Annotated in this window: 19 protein-coding genes; all 19 read right to left on the reverse strand. The window is 39.9% G+C overall.

The window, feature by feature from the left end:
* Positions 1–9: 9 nt before the first annotated feature.
* The 19 genes from KMHG_RS05130 to ilvB all read right to left on the reverse strand — a co-directional run bounded on the left by KMHG_RS05130 (position 10) and on the right by ilvB (position 18,770).
* Positions 10–435 carry an acyl-CoA thioesterase gene (locus KMHG_RS05130; RefSeq protein ID WP_010287593.1) on the reverse strand — a complete coding sequence of 142 codons (426 nt, stop codon included), beginning with the start codon at positions 433–435 and terminating at the stop codon, positions 10–12.
* A 32-nt stretch (positions 436–467) separates the two neighbouring features.
* Entirely contained in the window at positions 468–695 is a 228-nt protein-coding gene (locus tag KMHG_RS05135) for a M14 family metallopeptidase (RefSeq protein WP_010287594.1), read from the reverse strand.
* Positions 696–882: 187 nt separating this feature from the next.
* The gene (locus tag KMHG_RS19825; RefSeq protein ID WP_369126189.1) at positions 883–1,074 is read right to left on the reverse strand and encodes a M14 family zinc carboxypeptidase; all 192 of its coding nucleotides are present in this window, start codon (positions 1,072–1,074) and stop codon (positions 883–885) included.
* On the reverse strand, positions 1,056–1,262 hold the full coding sequence (locus KMHG_RS19830; RefSeq protein WP_147608086.1) for a M14 family zinc carboxypeptidase: 207 nt from the start codon (positions 1,260–1,262) through the stop codon (positions 1,056–1,058). Before KMHG_RS19830 ends, KMHG_RS19825 begins: the two co-directional genes overlap by 19 nt.
* A 441-nt stretch (positions 1,263–1,703) precedes the next feature.
* Positions 1,704–4,412: an aconitate hydratase AcnA gene (gene acnA, locus KMHG_RS05145; RefSeq protein ID WP_010287599.1), complete on the reverse strand. Its 2,709-nt coding sequence runs from the start codon at positions 4,410–4,412 to the stop codon at positions 1,704–1,706.
* 146 nt (positions 4,413–4,558) lie between these two features.
* Positions 4,559–4,951, reverse strand: coding sequence for a thiol-disulfide oxidoreductase DCC family protein (locus KMHG_RS05150; protein ID WP_010287601.1), 393 nt, complete (start codon positions 4,949–4,951; stop codon positions 4,559–4,561).
* Positions 4,952–5,121: 170 nt separating this feature from the next.
* Positions 5,122–5,829 (reverse strand): LutC/YkgG family protein, encoded by a 708-nt coding sequence (locus KMHG_RS05160; RefSeq protein WP_010287604.1) that lies wholly within the window; start codon positions 5,827–5,829, stop codon positions 5,122–5,124.
* Complete coding sequence (locus KMHG_RS05165) at positions 5,829–7,259, reverse strand: LutB/LldF family L-lactate oxidation iron-sulfur protein (RefSeq protein WP_010287605.1); 1,431 nt, start codon at positions 7,257–7,259, stop codon at positions 5,829–5,831. The genes KMHG_RS05160 and KMHG_RS05165 overlap by 1 nt, the downstream gene beginning before the upstream one ends.
* Entirely contained in the window at positions 7,260–7,988 is a 729-nt protein-coding gene (locus KMHG_RS05170) for a (Fe-S)-binding protein (RefSeq protein ID WP_010287607.1), read from the reverse strand.
* A gap of 169 nt (positions 7,989–8,157) precedes the next feature.
* The gene (locus KMHG_RS05175; protein ID WP_010287609.1) at positions 8,158–8,832 is read right to left on the reverse strand and encodes a hypothetical protein; all 675 of its coding nucleotides are present in this window, start codon (positions 8,830–8,832) and stop codon (positions 8,158–8,160) included.
* Positions 8,833–8,873: 41 nt separating this feature from the next.
* Positions 8,874–9,719: a tetratricopeptide repeat protein gene (locus KMHG_RS05180; protein WP_010287615.1), complete on the reverse strand. Its 846-nt coding sequence runs from the start codon at positions 9,717–9,719 to the stop codon at positions 8,874–8,876.
* 526 nt (positions 9,720–10,245) lie between these two features.
* Positions 10,246–10,488 (reverse strand): hypothetical protein, encoded by a 243-nt coding sequence (locus KMHG_RS05185; protein ID WP_010287616.1) that lies wholly within the window; start codon positions 10,486–10,488, stop codon positions 10,246–10,248.
* Positions 10,489–10,685: 197 nt separating this feature from the next.
* Positions 10,686–11,276 carry a 3-isopropylmalate dehydratase small subunit gene (gene leuD, locus KMHG_RS05190; RefSeq protein WP_010287617.1) on the reverse strand — a complete coding sequence of 197 codons (591 nt, stop codon included), beginning with the start codon at positions 11,274–11,276 and terminating at the stop codon, positions 10,686–10,688.
* An 11-nt stretch (positions 11,277–11,287) separates the two neighbouring features.
* Entirely contained in the window at positions 11,288–12,694 is a 1,407-nt protein-coding gene (leuC, locus tag KMHG_RS05195) for a 3-isopropylmalate dehydratase large subunit (protein ID WP_010287618.1), read from the reverse strand.
* A 16-nt stretch (positions 12,695–12,710) separates the two neighbouring features.
* A complete protein-coding gene (leuB, locus tag KMHG_RS05200) occupies positions 12,711–13,805 on the reverse strand; it encodes a 3-isopropylmalate dehydrogenase (RefSeq protein ID WP_010287619.1) in 1,095 nt (364 codons plus the stop codon).
* Between the two features lie 73 nt (positions 13,806–13,878).
* A complete protein-coding gene (locus KMHG_RS05205) occupies positions 13,879–15,423 on the reverse strand; it encodes a 2-isopropylmalate synthase (protein ID WP_010287620.1) in 1,545 nt (514 codons plus the stop codon).
* A 1-nt stretch (position 15,424) separates the two neighbouring features.
* Positions 15,425–16,441 carry a ketol-acid reductoisomerase gene (gene ilvC, locus KMHG_RS05210; protein ID WP_010287621.1) on the reverse strand — a complete coding sequence of 339 codons (1,017 nt, stop codon included), beginning with the start codon at positions 16,439–16,441 and terminating at the stop codon, positions 15,425–15,427.
* 71 nt (positions 16,442–16,512) lie between these two features.
* Positions 16,513–17,028, reverse strand: a complete 516-nt coding sequence (gene ilvN, locus KMHG_RS05215) for an acetolactate synthase small subunit (protein ID WP_010287622.1) — start codon at positions 17,026–17,028, stop codon at positions 16,513–16,515.
* Positions 17,025–18,770, reverse strand: a complete 1,746-nt coding sequence (gene ilvB, locus KMHG_RS05220; RefSeq protein ID WP_010287623.1) for a biosynthetic-type acetolactate synthase large subunit — start codon at positions 18,768–18,770, stop codon at positions 17,025–17,027. The genes ilvN and ilvB overlap by 4 nt, the downstream gene beginning before the upstream one ends.
* Positions 18,771–18,811 lie beyond the last annotated feature (41 nt).

Consider the following 18,811-nt stretch of genomic DNA (forward strand, 5'->3'; position numbering starts at 1 on the left):
AGCCTCTTTTTATGCTTGTATTTCTGCAATTTCTACATATTTATTAAACCATGATTCATTAATTTTCTTGAATGATACAGGTCTAAAATTCTCTTTCTTCACGATAATGTGTTCTGTCGTTGCCGTTGCAGCGACCGTACCATCTTCATGCAACACTTCATAGCCATAAACGGTACGTAACTTATCTTGTGACTTCACCCACGTCTTAACGAATGCAGGCTTGCCATAACGAAGCGCAGCTTTATAGCTAATGTTGACATTCATAACTGGTGAAACGTAGCCTTGCTCCTCAATTTCAACAAATGAATAGCCAAGGTCTTTAATTAACTGTGAACGCCCTAACTCTAACCAAACGACATAGTTCGCATGGTATACGACGCCCATTTGGTCTGTTTCCGCATAGCGAATTTCGATTTCTTTTGTGCTTGTAAACATTTCCGTCACCTCATGAAGTAGTATAGCAAAATTTATCGTCTTATCGCCTCTTTTGCTGCGAAAATACCGACTATTTTATTTTTTCGCCATGCAGAAGACCAATAGCGCGTAGGTACCGGTTTCGGGCCACCTGCTGGTGCAATTTCAACAGTAATGCCAGGCTGTTTCATATGTGCAACGAACCAATCTTGACCTGCACCTGAGCCATTTGAAATCCCTGAATCATTCACTTGTTGATATCCTGTTGCTCGTTGAATCACTTGGCGATCACGTATTTCTCGCTTTTTTGGCTGTCCATAGCGCCAATATAACACTTGCCCAGAAGAATGATACGTAATGTACGTCCTAAATTGATGCTACTTTACAAACTGTATCAATGCTGATGTTTCAGGTTCTGAGCTTGCTGTCTTTATTTTATAATGCTGATAACTTAGCTTTTTCATACCGTTAAATGCTTGCCATCCTGCAGGGATAATTCCGATTTAAATCTCCTCCTCGCATATTAGCTCTATAACGTTGGAAATTGTGACTACTACCATTTGCTGCTAATACTTTGTTACGATACGTAACGCTTACACTTTTTAATCCGTGTTGGACGAGTGTGACACCATCTGGATTTATCATTGGTAAGAACCAAATGGACGTCTAATCTCATATGTTACGAACATTCCCCCGTCAATTGTCGTTCCTCTTACATACGCCTTTGTATACGTATCAATCATTTTCATTACAACATTCGTCGTCATATGCTCACGTGCATGTGTAAATGCATCGATATAGATTTCTTTTTCCCTTTGCCCAGTCGATACGCATAATACCTCTATTATCTACAGAAGTGCCAATTCGCTTTAATTGTACGGCATTTAGATACATGTCCTAGAATACTTGCAACATTGAAACATATTGATGATACGTTATTTGTTGCGAACCATTTATAGCCGTAACGTGGTGATAATTCGATAGATTAGCAATTTCTTTTTGTTTTCCTACTATTATATATGGTGCTTTATTAGCTTGATGTTGAAGAGAGACGATTGTTCCTTTTCGTATAACGATTGCTTTCACTATCATCGTACTGTTTGTAGAAACGGCATATACCTTCTTTGAATGCCAACAATATACAAAGCCTCCTTTTTATTCAGTATAATGGATTTTATTTAACCTGATATTTTTCATTTATATAGACTAGCGAGCTTAATTATTATAAAAATATATAAAAAAAGAGAATCAGGTTTGCACCTGATCCTCTTTAAGCGTTACGCTTCAAATTATTTGTTTTCAGCTAATTTGTTACGTAATACCATTTGTAGGATACCACCGTGACGGTAGTAGTCTACTTCTACGTCTGAGTCGAAACGAGCTAATACGTCGAATTTAACTTCAGAACCGTCTGCTTTAGTAGCAGTTACAGTTAAGATATCGCGAGGTTTAACGCCTTCAGCGATGTTTACTGCGAATGTTTCTTCACCAGTTAAACCTAGAGATTCAGCGTTGTCACCATTTAAGAATTGTAATGGAAGAACACCCATGAATACTAAGTTAGAACGGTGGATACGTTCGTATGATTCAGCGATTACTGTTTTAACACCTAGTAAGTTAGTACCTTTGGCAGCCCAGTCACGAGAAGAACCCATACCGTAGTCTTTACCAGCTAATACTACTAAACCAGTGTTAGTTTCAGCATATTTCATTGCTGCATCGTAAATGTATTCAACTTCACCTGTTGGCCAGTAAGTAGTGAAACCACCTTCTGTGCCTGGAGCGATTTGGTTACGGATACGGATGTTAGCGAATGTACCGCGCATCATAACTTCGTGGTTACCACGACGAGAACCGTAAGAGTTGAAGTTACGGATTTCAACACCGTTTTCTTGTAGGTATTGACCTGCTGGTGTTTCTTTACCAATTGCACCTGCTGGTGAAATGTGGTCAGTTGTGATAGAGTCACCAAACTTAGCTAATACACGTAAGCCAGAAAGAGCTGTGATATCTTCTGGAGTCACTGATAAGTTTTGGAAGAATGGTGGGTTTTGGATATAAGTTGATTTAGTATCGAACTCATATAAAGTATCAGTTGAAGTTTCGATTGCGTTCCAAGCTTCGTTAGCTGTGAATACAGTTTCGTATTCTTTTTGGAATAGGTCACGAGTGACAACTTTGTTTAATACAGCGTTGATTTCATCAGTTGTTGGCCAGATGTCATCGAAGAATACGTCGTTGCCATCTTTGTCTTTACCGAATGAATCTTTACGTAGGTCGATATCAACAGTACCAGCTAATGCGTAAGCTACAACTAATGGAGGAGCAGCTAAGTAGTTAGCTTTTACAAGTGGGTGAACACGGCCTTCGAAGTTACGGTTACCAGAAAGTACTGAAGTTACGAATAAATCGTTAGATTTGATTGCTTCTTCGATTTCTGGAAGTAACGGACCTGAGTTACCGATACATGTAGTACAGCCGTAACCTACAGTGTTGAAACCTAATTGATCTAGGTATTCAGTTAAACCTGAATCATTTAAGTAACCAGTTACAACTTTAGAACCTGGTGCTAATGAAGTTTTAACCCATTTAGGAACAGTTAAGCCTTTTTCAACCGCTTTTTTCGCAACAAGACCAGCAGCGATTAAAACGTATGGGTTAGAAGTATTTGTACAAGAAGTGATTGCAGCGATTGCTACTGCACCTGCAGGGATTTCAACGTCGCCTTCAGCGAATTTAGCTGTAGAAGATTTAGTGAATTCTTCTTCAGTTAAACCGAAACCTTGTACGCCTGCTGGAGCAACTACTACTTCGTGGTAGCGTTGTTTCATGTTAGATAAAGGAATTAAATCTTGTGGACGTTTAGGACCAGAAAGGTTTGGTTCGATTTCATCTAAGTTGATTTCAACTACAGAAGTATAGTTTGGTTCTAATGATGGATCGAAGAACATGTTGTTCGCTTTTAAGTAAGCTTCTACAACTGCGATGTGTTCTTCGTCACGGCCTGTTAAGCGCATGTAGTTAAGTGATTCGTCATCGATTGCGAAGAAACCACAAGTTGCACCGTATTCAGGAGCCATGTTTGAGATTGTAGCACGGTCAGCTAATGGAAGACCTACAACGCCAGGACCGAAGAACTCAACGAATTTGTTAACTACGCCTTTTTTACGTAATTCTTGAGTTACTTTAAGTGCTAAGTCAGTTGCAGTTGTGCCTGATGGTAATTTACCAGATAATTTAACACCGATTACTTCAGGAACTGGGAAGTAAGAAGGTTGTCCTAACATACCAGCTTCAGCTTCGATACCGCCGACGCCCCAACCAAGAACACCGATACCGTTGATCATAGTTGTATGAGAGTCAGTACCTACTACTGAGTCAGGGAATGTTTCGAATGTGCCATCTGGGTTTTCGTTAACGTGTACAACTGGAGCTAAATACTCTAAGTTTACTTGGTGAACGATACCAGTTGCTGGTGGTACTGCACGGAAGTTGTTGTAAGCTGTTTGAGCCCATTTTAAGAAGTTGTAACGTTCAGCGTTACGTTCGAATTCAAGGTCCATGTTAGCTTTTAATGCAGATTCGTTACCGTATTTATCTACTTGTACAGAGTGGTCGATTACTAAATCAACTGGGATTGCAGGGTTGATTTCGTCTGGGTTACCGCCCATATCTTTCATTGCTGTACGTAAAGAAGTTAAGTCAACTACTACTGGTACACCAGTGAAATCTTGTAATACTACGCGAGATGGTTTGAATGGTACTTCACCAGTTGTGTCTGCTTCTGGAGTACCCCATTTTGCTAAGTTGTCAACGTGTTCTTCTTTAATCACGTAGTTGTCATATTGACGTAATACTGATTCAAGTAAAACTTTGATTGAGTAAGGTAAGTTAGATACTTTTGCTACGCCAGCTTCTTCGATAGCGTTAAGGTTGTAGTAGTTATACGTTTTACCATTAACTTCGAAAGATGCGCGGCTGTTGTGTAAGTTTGCCATTATTGATGGTCCCCCTCTAATATGTTCATTATGAAAAGGTTACAAAATTTTGTACTACTTTTCTCCAAAACCAATGATACAGAATGGCTATACATAAGTAAATAAAATTATTTTTATGTGTTGTGATAAGTTTTAGTTATGACCTTTTAATTGATAAAACGCTTTCGCTCTTGATTTGACGGGATTTTGCACATTTTTCTCGATTGCGACAAAAAATCTCTGTTTCTCGCGACAATGTTATACCCTATATCACGAATACGACTTGGCACGATCTGCAATAGTCTTATATAACGATAAGGTTTTTTCAAATATTTCGCAATAAAAATTACGGCATTTGTCCTTGTATAAATGATATCGTTATATTTCACAACGACCGTATTTAAATCAGTGACGAGCACTCCCGGTAACTCTTGCGCTGCTAGTTCGCCTTGTAGCGGCGCAAATAAGAACTTTTCGTTCGTTTCATGGTCCATGATAAACTGTACAGTTGATGCACAAAATCCACAATCACCGTCATAAAATAAAATTGGTCTACTCATATACAAGCCTTCTTTCGGAATGTAACCTTAAAACACTCGATATTAACAATTTTCACTACATAAGTAGTAAAAAGCATGAGATTTTCGAGCATTTTATTCACTTTTATTATACGGGAGTTATACAAAAAAATCCACCTTCCTACTATTATATAGTAAGAAGGTGGACAGACTTAACAATCTGTTAACACGATATATGTTGCTTGTACAGGACCGTGAACACCTACGACTAATTTCATTTCAATATCAGCCGAATTACTCGGACCAGAAACGAAGTCAATCGCATGTGGTAAAAGTTCACCACGATCTACGCGTTGTTGAATTTTTTCGGCAGCTTGCGTCATACGTGCTACAATCGTACTTTTCGGAATCAAAGCGACGAAAGCATGTGGTAACAGTCCGACTGCTTTCCCTGCTCCTGCTGCTGAATACAATACAACCGTACCTGACTCTGTTAAACAATATTCACTAATTGCCAATCCGACGCGCGCACGATTTGCTTCAGCGAAGTTTTGTTCACGACTTTTTTGTTCACTCCACGTATAAACGTCTACACCGTCTTTTGGCCATTCCGTCTTTAATAGCGATGTTAAACCGTACTCTTCATATCGTGGGTCGTCCCAAAGTGACACGGCACCGTTGCCGTAATGAGCAACCACTTCTTTTAACACGTCCCCTACATTCGCAGTCGTTGCTTCTACAACATCAGTATGAATATTTTTACACTGTTCTTTTAATGCTGCGAGCAATTCATCTTGATTCATCGGTGTATAATGTTTCTCTACTGGACGATGTTGCCAATGACGTTCAGGTTTTTCAGTCGTATTAATAGGTCGTTGTAAACGCGTTGCGATATTTGATAAAAATGCTTGTCGTTCCATTACGATTTGCCTCCTTTTTCGTGTTGATCAAACCAATCGCGGAATCGTTCGCCTTTCGGTGCTGGGAAATCACGAACAGCTGTCCATTCTTTTAACGGCCCGGGACCTTTTGTGAATTTATCGTCTTTCGCAAATGGTTTGACGACTTTCGTGGCAATTTTCGTACCGAAACGGTATAGTGGAGAGCTTGAAGCACCGATTTCAAACATTTTCATCATCGCTGTTTCTGCAATTGGTGCCTTTCCTTCTTTTTCGACGATAACTTGACGATGCTTCAGTAATAATTCATGCAACGGAATTTTTACCGGACATGCGTCAGTACAAGCACCGCATAAACTAGACGCATATGGCAATTCTTTATAATCGTCATATCCTGCAAGAAGCGGTGTTAATACCGCGCCAATTGGTCCTGAATAGATCGAGTTATAAGAATGCCCGCCAATATGGCGATATACAGGACATGTATTGACACAAGCTGCACAACGAATGCATTGCAATACTTCTTGGAAATCGCCTCCTAAAATATTTGAACGACCATTATCAACAATGACTAAATGAAACTCTTCTGGACCATCAATATCTTCTGGACGTTTCGGACCTGTTAAAATATTAACGTAACTCGTTAACTTTTGACCGACTGCACTACGCGCCAACATATTGACGAGCACTTCTAATTCTTTCATAGATGGTACTAAACGTTCCATCCCCATCACCGCAATATGTGTTTTCGGAATCGTCGTTACGAGTCCTGCATTCCCTTCATTCGTTACAAGACAAACCGAACCGCTATCCGCTACCCCAAAGTTACAACCAGTAATACCGAGATCCGCGGTTAAAAATTCTTCTCGTAAAATCGAACGTACATAATCGGTTAATTCACTTGCATTCGACGTTTTTTGTTCGTCGTAGCCAAGCTTTTCTACGAATACTTCTTTAATTTGGTCTTTATTTTTATGAAGAGACGGCGCAACGATATGTGATGGCTTATCGCCTTCTAGCTGTAAAATGTATTCCCCTAAATCGGTTTCAAGCACTTGGCAACCTTCTTCTTCTAACATTTCATTTAAACTAATTTCTTCCGTCACCATCGACTTGGATTTCACGATTTTTTTCGCTTCTTTTTTACGTACAACTTCGCGAATATAACGGTTCGCATCTTCTGCGTCTGCTGCGAAATGGACGTGGCCACCGGCTTTTTCAACATTTTCAGCAAGTTCATTTAAATAAAAATCTAAATGATTTAAGACGTGCTGACGAATTTCTTGTCCATGATTACGCCACTCTTCCCAGTCGCCGAGCGTATCAACCGCTACGAGACGTTTCGCATGTAAATGATTTTGTGCAGAAGATACTGCACCACGCATAAATTCTTTTTCTAAATTGTCTTTTACATTATCTTTGAATTTATTGTCATTAAATTGAATCGACATTTAGTGCACCTCCTCATGTTGCGTTAAAATTTCTGCAATGTGCATCGTCGATATTTTTTCACCACGACGATTCATACGACCACTAATGTTCATAATGCACCCACCATCTGATGCTACTAAATACTCCGCACCCGTTTGGACCGCACAATCTACTTTTTCATCAACCATTTGTTCGGAAATGTTCCCCATTTTCACAGAGAACGTACCACCGAAACCACAACAGTTATAGCTATTCGGTAAGTCGATAATTTCTAACCCTTTCACGTTTTCTAATAACGTCATCGGCGCATCTTTCACCCCTAAAATGCGCGTCATATGGCAAGACGGATGATACGTTACGCTATGTGGAAAACTCGCCCCAACATCTTTCACTTTTAGAACGTTGACGATAAAGTCTGTTAACTCATACGTTTTATCCGCTACGAGCTGTGCTTTTTTTGCATAAACCGGATCGTCTTTAAAAATATGTGGATACTCTTTAAACATCGTCGCACAAGAGCCCGATGGCGTAACGATACATTCTTCATTTACGAACGTATCAATCATTTTTTTCATCGGTTCACGTGCATCTTTGGCATATCCTGAGTTGTATGCTGGCTGCCCGCAACATACTTGTCCTTTCGGAAAACTTACATCACAACCGAGCGATTCTAATAATTGTACAGTTGCTTTCCCTACATCTGTTTGAAATAAATCGACTAAACATGTCGCAAATAATGAAACTTTCATCAAACATCCCCCTCAAAAAAACTTGAATATTTAGATTATTTCCATTATAACGCTGTATGATCTTGGAATAGTTATCATTCCAAAAAAGAATGATCATTTTTAATTAAATTTGTTTTTGGAATGTATATATTATATTCCACAAAAAAACAGACTGAATAAATTCAGTCTGTTACGCACATAAATGTTGGAGTTGCTTTTGTAATGGTTCTGTTAGCAACGTGTAACGTCGATTTGCATGATATAGTCGCATAATAAGCGATCCAAAATGAGAGGCATTCAATTCATAGCGTGCGATATGGTGAGCATCAATCGTTACTGATACAATTTGTTCGACATCTACGAGTTCATCTAATGCTAACCTTACGTTTTCTTTAAACGAATACGCTGGATAATACGTTTCAAATTGTTTCGCAAGCGGGGCTAAATAGTCCACTAATGCATCTAACTGCATCGGCGTCTCTAACCACGTCATCGTATATGCAATAGCAAATTTCAATTCATCTCTTGCCTGACCGCGAACGACGAGGCGAGCATCTTCCGCTTCATACCATTGCTCGAAGTAACAAAGCGCATCTAGTTGTGGCATTTGAAAATAAGTACGATGTAAATATTGACGCAGTGTCGCAATTGCTGCCGCCATTTCTCTTTTCGGTATGCTTTCATATACACCGATATGAACCGACGCGCATTGTGCTAACAGTTGCCGTACTACACTCACATGTTTAAACATCGGTAATTGTAGTGTTGTTGCAACATGTGCATTAATGTCACGTTGAAATGTATCTTGTAATTCATCAGATAAACGTTCTTCTAATAACAGTAGTTGTTCAATATGATGTCGCATCGAAGCCACCCCCTTTGCAAACAATTCCCGATTTTCAAACGTTAAAAACGTGACAATTTTTCTTTTGCTTGGTCATCTCCTTGAAGTGCGGCACGTTGATACCAATATTTTGCCTTTTGTAAATTTTGACCGACACCGACACCTTCTTCATAACAGAAGCCAACATTGTATTCACCTTCTACATCTTGCCCTTCTGCAGCTTGTAAATACCAAATAAACGCTTTATCAAACTCGCCACGTTGCATCGCTTTATGGCCTAAATAATTGGCCGCATATAAGTCGCCGTGCATCGCGGATTGTTCGAACCAATAAATAGATTGATCCGCATCTGCTTCGACACCAACACCTTTTTCAAACATATAGCCCATCGTAAACATTGCTTCTGATACACCGAGCATTGCCGCTTTGCGGAACCAATGATGCGCAATCTCATCATTTTGAGGCACTGTTTCTCCCCTAAAATGCATGTCTGCATAGTTGTTCATCGCATCAGCAAGTCCACGTTTCGCTGCATATTCATAACAATCGAACGCGCGTTGTATATTTTCTTCAACGCCTAGTCCTTCATAATATAAATTACCTAGCCAATATGTAGCAGCTAAATAGCCTTGATCACTCGCACATTGGAAACAGCATGCACTTAACGTCATTAAATCTAGTCCTCTATATAAATGCCCAAGCTCATACTGTGCAGCAGTTTCATGTTGAATCGCTCGTTTTAATAGTTGAATAGAGTCTTTTATTAACGTTTCATCGATATATACAGGTGCCGTTGAGAAATTCGTACATTTTTCAGCTTCTCTTAGACATGAGATAATTGGATGATGTTGCTGAACTGCTGCTAGTTGTGCCTCAATCAGTTGTTTTCTTAATTGTTGTTCGTTCATCTTTCTCCTCCTCATCGATATGAGTATAACAAAAAAGGAGCTGTCTCGTGACAACTCCCTTCGTCTATAAAATCCCCTATTGTTTGAACGTGGCTAATACGCGCTTCCCATCCCCATGGTTTGCTATGTAAGATGCCAAATAACCCCTTATTTGTTGTGCATCACGCGTATTAGCAACTTTTCTTCCGTTGACAGATCGCTTACACCCCTTATGTAAGCCCTCTGGCAAGCTGTTGTGATACAGAAGCGGCAGAAGAAATATGTGATAAAAGCATGAATTGCATCCATATATGTCCTTAAAAGTGATTGTTTACTACAATCTTAATAAGTTTTTTTAATAGATAACATTGTACGCTTTAACAATTTCTATTTTACCACCGAAAAAAGGCGTTTGTACAGTATTTTTTAGAAATTTCTTTATTTTTTCTGTTATAAAACAATGAAAAAAGGCTATTCATCATCCCCTAGATGTGAGTGCCTTTTTCTGTCCCTCGTTATGTAGCTATATCATCTAATTATGCATTCATTAAAGTGAGTATGCGCTAAAGACTTTCTCAAATTGTTTTAGCGTGACACGATCAGGTTGTTCAAGTAGTTTCTTTTCGACAATTCCGCGCTCGTTAATCATATTTTCTACAGGTTTTAATTGTGCACGATGTAGTTTCAACATTAATTGTCCATCCATTTCGTAGTGAATGACATGTGCTGAACGCTCTCTTTGCACAGCTGCTTGATGTAATGATTGAATCGCTTCTGAAAAGTTATTCATATGGACCACTCCTTTTTTACTCTATGTTTAGTATATTGCCTGTTTACTTTTACATAAAACACGTCACTTTTATCACAAAAGAAACTTTGCGTTTAAAATAGTGAATAACGTATTTTTTCCAATAAAAACCATCAAAATATAGCATCAAAAAAAGGGGGGAAGTTGCAATGTTACAACTTCCCCCTTTAACACACTGTTTAAGCGAATGTTTTACGCTTCGCTTCATAGTTTTGAATATGTTCATCATATTGAATCGTTAATGAAATTTCATCCCAGCCATTCAATAGCGTTTCTTTATAATATGGATCAATCTCAAAGCGATAAACTTTGTCACCTACTGTTAAAGTTTGATCTTCTAAACTTACAATACCGTCCGTTGGATTTGCTTCAGCTGTTGCTAAAATTTCTTCTACTTCTGGAATTGATAGTTCAATCGGTAAAATACCGTTTTTAAAGCAGTTATTATGGAAAATATCTGCATAGCTCGGTGCAACGATGACGTTGAAGCCATAATCTAAAATAGCCCACGGTGCATGCTCACGAGATGAACCACAACCAAAGTTATCGTGTGCGACTAAAATGCTTGAGCCTTTATATTGTGGTTTATTTAATACAAAGTTTTCATTTGGTGTACCATCTGCATTGAAACGCCAGTGATAAAATACGTATTGACCGAAGCCTGTACGCTCGATACGTTTTAAAAACTCTTTTGAAATGATTTGGTCTGTATCTACGTTTTTATGATTAAGCGGTGTTAGCACGCTTTTTACTTTATTAATTGGTTCCATGAAATCTCCCCCTATACAGTTGCTTTCATAACTTCGCGAATATCAACGAAATGACCAGCAATCGCTGCCGCTGCGGCCATTGGAGGCGATACTAAGTGCGTACGAGAACCCGCACCTTGACGTCCTTCAAAGTTACGGTTTGATGTAGAGGCACAACGTTCACCTGCTGGTACGACATCTTCATTCATCGCTAAACACATTGAACAACCTGATTCACGCCATTCAAAACCTGCATCTAAGAAGATTTTGTCTAATCCTTCTTCTTCGGCTTGTTTTTTCACAGAATGAGAACCTGGTACAACGATTGCGCGAACGCCTTCATGTACTTTTTGACCTTTTACAACTTCTGATGCGGCACGTAAATCGTGTAGGCGAGAGTTCGTACAAGAACCGATAAACACGTGTTGGATTTCGATATCTGTAATTGGTGTACCTGCTTTTAAATCCATATATGCTAACGCTTTTTCTAACGCTTGTTTATCAGATTCCTCTGTGAAATCATCAGCAGTTGGCACTGTTTTCGATACGCCAATCCCCATTGATGGGTTTGTACCCCAAGTAACGATTGGTTCGATTTCTGATGCATGAATAATACGTACTTCATCGTATGTCGCATCTTCGTCTGACGCTAATGATAACCAGTGCGCTGCTGCTTCATCGAACTGTTCTTTCGGTGCATATTTGCGACCGCGTAAGTATTCAACCGTAATCTCATCTGGTGAAATTAAGCCCGCTTTTGCACCAGCTTCAATAGACATATTACAAATTGTCATACGTTCTTCCATTGATAGTTTATGAATCGCATCGCCTGTAAATTCAACGATGTGACCCGTACCCATATCAATACCGAATTTAGCAATGATCGCTAAAATAATATCTTTTGCTGCAACACCGAAACCTAGTTCACCTTCAACTCGAACTTCCATCGTTTTCGGCTTATTTTGCCAAAGTGTTTGTGTGCTTAATACGTGTTCTACTTCTGAAGTACCGATACCGAATGCAATTGCACCGAAAGCACCATGTGTAGACGTATGTGAGTCACCACAAACGATTGTTTTACCTGGTTGTGTTAAACCAAGTTGTGGCCCAATAACATGGACAATCCCTTGGTCAGGGTGTCCCATATCTGCCAGTTCAACACCGAATTCTTTACAGTTATCTGCAAGCGTTGTAATTTGTTTTTTCGCGATTGGATCGTTAATGACTGGTAGGTTTTGTGTCGGTACGTTATGGTCCATCGTCGCAAATGTTAAGTCTGGACGACGTACTTTACGATTGTTTAAACGTAATCCTTCAAACGCTTGTGGACTTGTTACTTCATGTACTAAATGTAGATCGATGAATAATAAATCTGGTTTCCCCGGCTCTTCGTATACGATATGATTGTCCCAAACTTTCTCAATAATATTTTTACCCATAGTTCGTCATCCTTTCTTATAGTAGATTTGCTAGTGTATCTGGTACATATGATGGTTCAATTTCAGCTAATACTTTTTCTGTAAATTCATTTGTCGTTAATGCTTTTGAACCTTGTGGTGCCATATCACCTGTGAAGAATCCTTGTTCAAAGACGCGTGCAACAGCTTGCTCGATATCTTTCGCTTCTTCTGATAACTCAAATGTATATTGTAGAAGCATCGCTGCTGATAAAATCGTTGCTGCTGGGTTAGCAATTCCTAAACCTGCGATATCAGGTGCTGAACCGTGAACAGGTTCGTATAAACCGAAGTTATCCCCGCGCATAGAAGCTGATGGTAACACGCCTAGAGAACCTGTAATCACAGATGCTTCATCTGATAAAATGTCGCCGAACATATTTTCAGTGACGATGACATCATACGATGCAGGATTTGTAATTAATTTCATTGCTGTTGAATCGACTAAGCTATGTTCTACTTCTACATCTGGATAGTCAGCTTTTTTCTCTTCAACGATTTGACGCCATAAACGGGATGTATCTAACACGTTTGCTTTATCAACAGATGTTAGTTTTTTATTACGTAGGCGCGCTAATTGGAATGCATTGTCTACGATACGTTCGATTTCTGGACGTGTATATGTGAGTGTGTCATACGCTTTCTCTTCATCGCGTTCGCGTTCACCGAAGTATAAACCACCTGTTAATTCACGAACGATCAGAAGATCTACGTCTTTGACATTTTCTTCTTTTAACGGAGAAGACTTTAACATTGATGGAATTGCTTGTACTGGACGTAGGTTTGAGAATAAATCAAAGTGCTTACGAATACGTAACAAGCCTTTTTCTGGGCGTAATTCAGATGGATTGTTATCCCATTTCGGGCCACCTACTGCACCTAATAAAATCGCGTCACTTGCCTCACATAATTCAATTGTTTCTTGTGGTAATGGATCGTTATATTGGTCGATCGCTGCACCACCAATTGCACCGACGGCAATGTGGAATGTGTGGTTATATTTTTGTGCGATTGCTTGTAATACTTGTACTGCACTTGATACGATTTCTGGGCCGATACCATCGCCAGGTAAAGCTGTAATTTTCTTTTCCATTAAAAGTCCCCCTTAAAAGTAAAACATGTATGTAATAGATGAGACTGCCTCAAAGAGACAGCCTCATAAGTTGTTAAACTAATTCTTTTGAACGTAACTGTAGCTGTGCTTGAATAATTTCACGGTTCACAGCATCTAAGTATGCTTCAGCAGATGCTTTTAGCACGTCTTGTGCAGCGTCGCGTCCGCGGAATTTTCCGCCTTTATAAGCGATGTTAATAACCGCTTCACCGAGTGCATCGCGACCTGAGCCGACAGAAGATACACGGTAATCTAAAATTTGAACAGGTTCTTCGACTAATTTTTCAAGTGTATTAAAAATAGCTTCTACAGAACCAGATCCAGTTGAAGCGACCGTAATTTCTTCGCCAGATGGTTTTGTTGCACGCACAGTTGCTGTCGGAATATTTTCTGTGCCGTATTGTACTTGGACAGATTGTAAAGAATATAACGGAATATCCGCTGTTTCTAGCGTTTCGTCTGTTAACAATGTTAATAGATCTTCTTCGTTAATTTCTTTCTTTTTATCTGCTAATGCTTTGAATGCGATGAACGCTTTTTGTAAGCGTGTATCGTCTAAATCGAAGCCCATTTCAATCGCACGTTCTTTGAAAGCGTGACGACCTGAATGTTTACCTAGTACAAGCGGTACTTTATTTTCACCGACAAGTTCTGGTGTGATGATCTCATACGTTTCAGGATTTTTAAGTACGCCGTCTTGGTGAATACCTGATTCATGCGCGAACGCATTTTTACCGACGATTGCTTTGTTCGGTTGAACAGGTGAACCTGTCAACTTACTTACTAAGCGAGATGTACGTGTAATTTCTGAAAGATTAAGACCTGTATCAACGTTATAAATGTCATTCCGAATGTGTAGTGCTACCCCAATTTCTTCAAGTGAGGCGTTACCTGCACGTTCACCGATACCGTTGATTGTACACTCTACTTGACGTGCACCATTTTCAACAGCAGCGATTGAGTTTGCAACCGCCATTCCTAAGTCATCGTGACAGTGACAAGAGAACTTCACTAAATCACTATTTGGAATTTCTTCAAGTAAGTACTTGAATAAACCGCCATATTCAGCTGGGCTTGCATAACCAACCGTATCTGGTACGTTGATCGTCGTAGCCCCTGCTTTAATGACTTCATCCATAATACGAACTAAAAACTCGCGATCTGAACGGAAGGCATCTTCAGCTGACCATTGCACAAGTGGGAAAAATTTCTTCGCATATTTTACTGCCGCAACGCTCGCTTCAATAACTTCTTCCGGTGTTTTGTTTAGTTTGTACTTCATGTGGATCGGGCTTGTCGCAAGGAATACATGGATATGTGGGTTTTCAGCATGTTTTAATGCTTCCCAAGACACATCAATATCTTTTTGCATCGCACGAGCAAGTCCTGTAACAGTTGAGTTCTTCACTGTTTTTGCGATACGTGATACAGCTTCGAAGTCGCCAGGTGATGATGCAGGGAAACCTGCTTCGATAATCGTTACACCTAGACGTTCTAACTGCTTCGCAATTTCAAGTTTCTCTCCAGTATTTAAGTTAATACCTGCTGACTGTTCTCCATCACGAAGGGTTGTATCAAAGATATCAATCTTCGTCATATTATTTACCTACTACTTCAGCGTTCGCTTTTTTACCTACGAATGGCATCATAGCACGTAACTGTTCGCCAACTTTTTCGATTTGGTGATCGCGTACTGCTTGTTTTTTAGCAGTGTATTCTGGACGATTTGTTTCGTTTTCGTTGATCCAACGTTTTGCGAAAGTACCGTCTTGGATATCAGTTAATACGTCTTTCATTGCTGCTTTAGAAGCTGCAGTGACAACGCGTGGACCTGATACGTATTCGCCCCACTCAGCTGTATCTGAGATAGAGTAGTTCATGTTGTCGATACCGCCCTCGTACATTAGGTCAACGATTAATTTTAATTCGTGGAAGCACTCGAAGTAAGCAATTTCTGGTTGGTAACCTGCTTCAACTAATGTTTCAAAACCAGCTTTTACTAATTCTACTGCGCCACCGCAAAGTACTGCTTGTTCGCCGAATAAATCTGTTTCTGTTTCCTCTTTGAATGTTGTTTCAAGTACGCCTGCACGAGCAGCACCGATACCTTTTGCGTATGCAAGTGCAAGATCTTTCGCTTGGCCAGTTGCATCTTGGTAAATACCGATTAATGCAGGAACACCAGCGCCTGATTGGTACGTACGGCGTACTAAGTGACCAGGGCCTTTTGGTGCAATTAAGAACACATCTACGTCTTCAGGAGCAACGATTTGTTCGAAGTGGATGTTGAAACCGTGAGCGAATACTAAAGCGTTACCTGCTTCTAAGTAAGGAGCGATTTCTGCTTCGTATACTGCTTTTTGTGTCTCGTCTGGAAGTAAGATCATGATTACGTCTGCTTCTTTTGCAGCTTCTGCTACTGTTTTCACGTCTAAACCGTCGTTTTTCGCGCGCTCTGCTGAGTTACCTGGACGGATACCGATACGTACATCAAAACCTGATTCTTTAAGATTTAATGCATGTGCGTGACCTTGAGAACCGTAACCGATTACTGCGATCTTTTTACCTTCTAATACTTTCTCGTTGATATCTTGGTTGTAGAACATTTTTGCCATAATACTTTTCCCCCTGTTAACTAATGTGTTTTAGTCTTTTTTTGTTTGTTTTTTGTATGTGTGTGTAACTTTTATTGTAAAAGCGAAAGTTGTGTTTTCTGTTGTAGCTGTGAATCACGAACAAACGCTGTAACACCAGTACGAGTTAATTCTTTGATGCCATACGGTTTTACGAGTTCAATGAAGGCATCGATTTTTTCAGGTGAACCAACCACTTGATAAGTGACAACATTTTTACCGATGTCAATCACTTGTCCGCGGAACGGATCGATGATTGAATTAATTTCACCACGTAAGTTTGGTGGTGCAACGACTTTGATTAATGCTAATTCGCGGATAACCGTCGATTTATCAGTAATGTCGTTCACTTTAATAACGTCGATTTGTTTTGATAATTGCTTCACAAGTTGTTCAATTTTGCGTTCATCTTCTACATTAACGATGAATGTCATTTTTGAAACGCCAACTTGTTCTGTGTGGCCTACTGTAATGCTTTCAATATTGAATTGACGCTTCATTAGTAAGCCTGTCACGCGGTTAAGCACACCGCTTTGATTAATTACTGTTACCGTAATGATACGTTTCATGCTTTTTCCACTCCAATCATCTCATCTAAGCCTGCGCCTGGTGCAACCATTGGCGTTACAAGCTCTAATTGCTTCACGCGGCAATCAACAAGCACTGGGCCGTCATATGCTAATGCTTCTGCTAATTGTTCTTTTGCAGTTGCAGGATTATCAATGACGTATCCTTTAATGCCGTATGCTGCTGCCAGTTGTACAAAGTCAGGTTGTACAGGCATTAGTGAAGATGAGTAACGTTCATCGTAGAATGATTGTTGCCATTGGCGAACCATTCCTAAACAAGCGTTGTTTAGCATGATTACTTTTACTGGTAAGTTAAATTCCTGTAATAACCCTAACTCTTGTAGCGTCATTTGGAATCCTGCATCGCCGACGATTGAGATGACTTGTTCATCTGGGAAGGCGAATTGCGCTCCGATGGCAGCTGGGAAACCGAATCCCATCGTACCAAGTCCACCGGATGTTACCCAACGATGATCTTTTTTGAATGAGAAGTATTGTGCAGCAAACATTTGGTGTTGACCAACGTCTGTTGTAACGATTGCTTCACCATTCGTTAATTCATCAAGTGCTTCTAACACATGTTGTGGTAACATAGCGCCTTCTGCATCTTCTTCATACCAGTATGGATATTGTTCACGCCATTCATTTAATTGCGCTGTCCATGCTGAAAAATCTGACGTTTCAAAGTCTTGTTTTAATAATGCTTTTAACGCTTCTTTTGCATCTGATACGATCGGTACATCTGTCGGTACGTTTTTACCGATTTCTGCAGGGTCGATATCGATGTGAATGATTTTAGCGTTCGGTGCGAATTTTTGTAAGTTACCTGTTAAACGGTCATCAAAGCGGGAACCGATATTTAATAACACGTCTGCTTCTGAAATCCCCATATTTGAGACGTACGTACCGTGCATGCCGGCCATACCGTAGAAATTTTCATGTGTATTATCGATTGTGCCAAGTCCTAGTAATGTATTAACTACTGGGAAGTTGTGACGTTCAACAAACTCATTAAATTCTGCTTTTGCATCCGCTGCTAACACGCCTGCGCCTGCAAGCACTAGCGGTTTTTGAGCTGTTTTTAATAACTCGATTGCTTTTTTAATTTGTAAGAAGTTTGGACGTAATGTCGGCTGATACCCCGGTAAGTTGATCGGTTGATCTTCATACGCTGCTTCATCAAAGATGGCATTGGCGATATTTTTTGGGAAATCGACAACGACTGGTCCTTTACGACCTGTATTCGCAATGTGGAACGCTTCTTTAATGATGCGAGGTACATCTTGTACGTCTTTTACTTGATAGTTATGTTTTGTAATAGGCTGTGTAATGCCGACGATATCAGCTTCTTGGAATGCATCGGTACCGACAACAGTCGTTGCGACTTGCCCAGTGAATACAACTAATGGAAGAGAATCCATCATGGCATCTGTAATACCGGTAACGAGGTTTGTTGCCCCTGGTCCTGATGTCGCAATGACGACACCTGGTTTTCCTGTTACACGAGCATATCCTTCTGCTGCGTGGATCGCGCCTTGTTCATGGCGTGCCAAAATGTGTTTAATTGGGTTACGGTAAAGCGCATCGTATAATGGTAATACCGCACCACCCGGATAACCGAAAATAATGTCAACATCTTGATTTTTTAATGATTCAATGAAGATTTCTGCACCTGTTTTCGGTTTCGTCTCTGTTTGTTTTTCTGCCTGATTTGAATGTTTTATGTCAAGTTCTGCACTCATATGCTTTGGCTCCTCCCTACCTTTAAATACGTATTCACTAA

The organism is Kurthia massiliensis, from assembly GCF_000285555.1.
GTDB classification, from domain to species: Bacteria; Bacillota; Bacilli; order Bacillales_A; family Planococcaceae; genus Kurthia; species Kurthia massiliensis.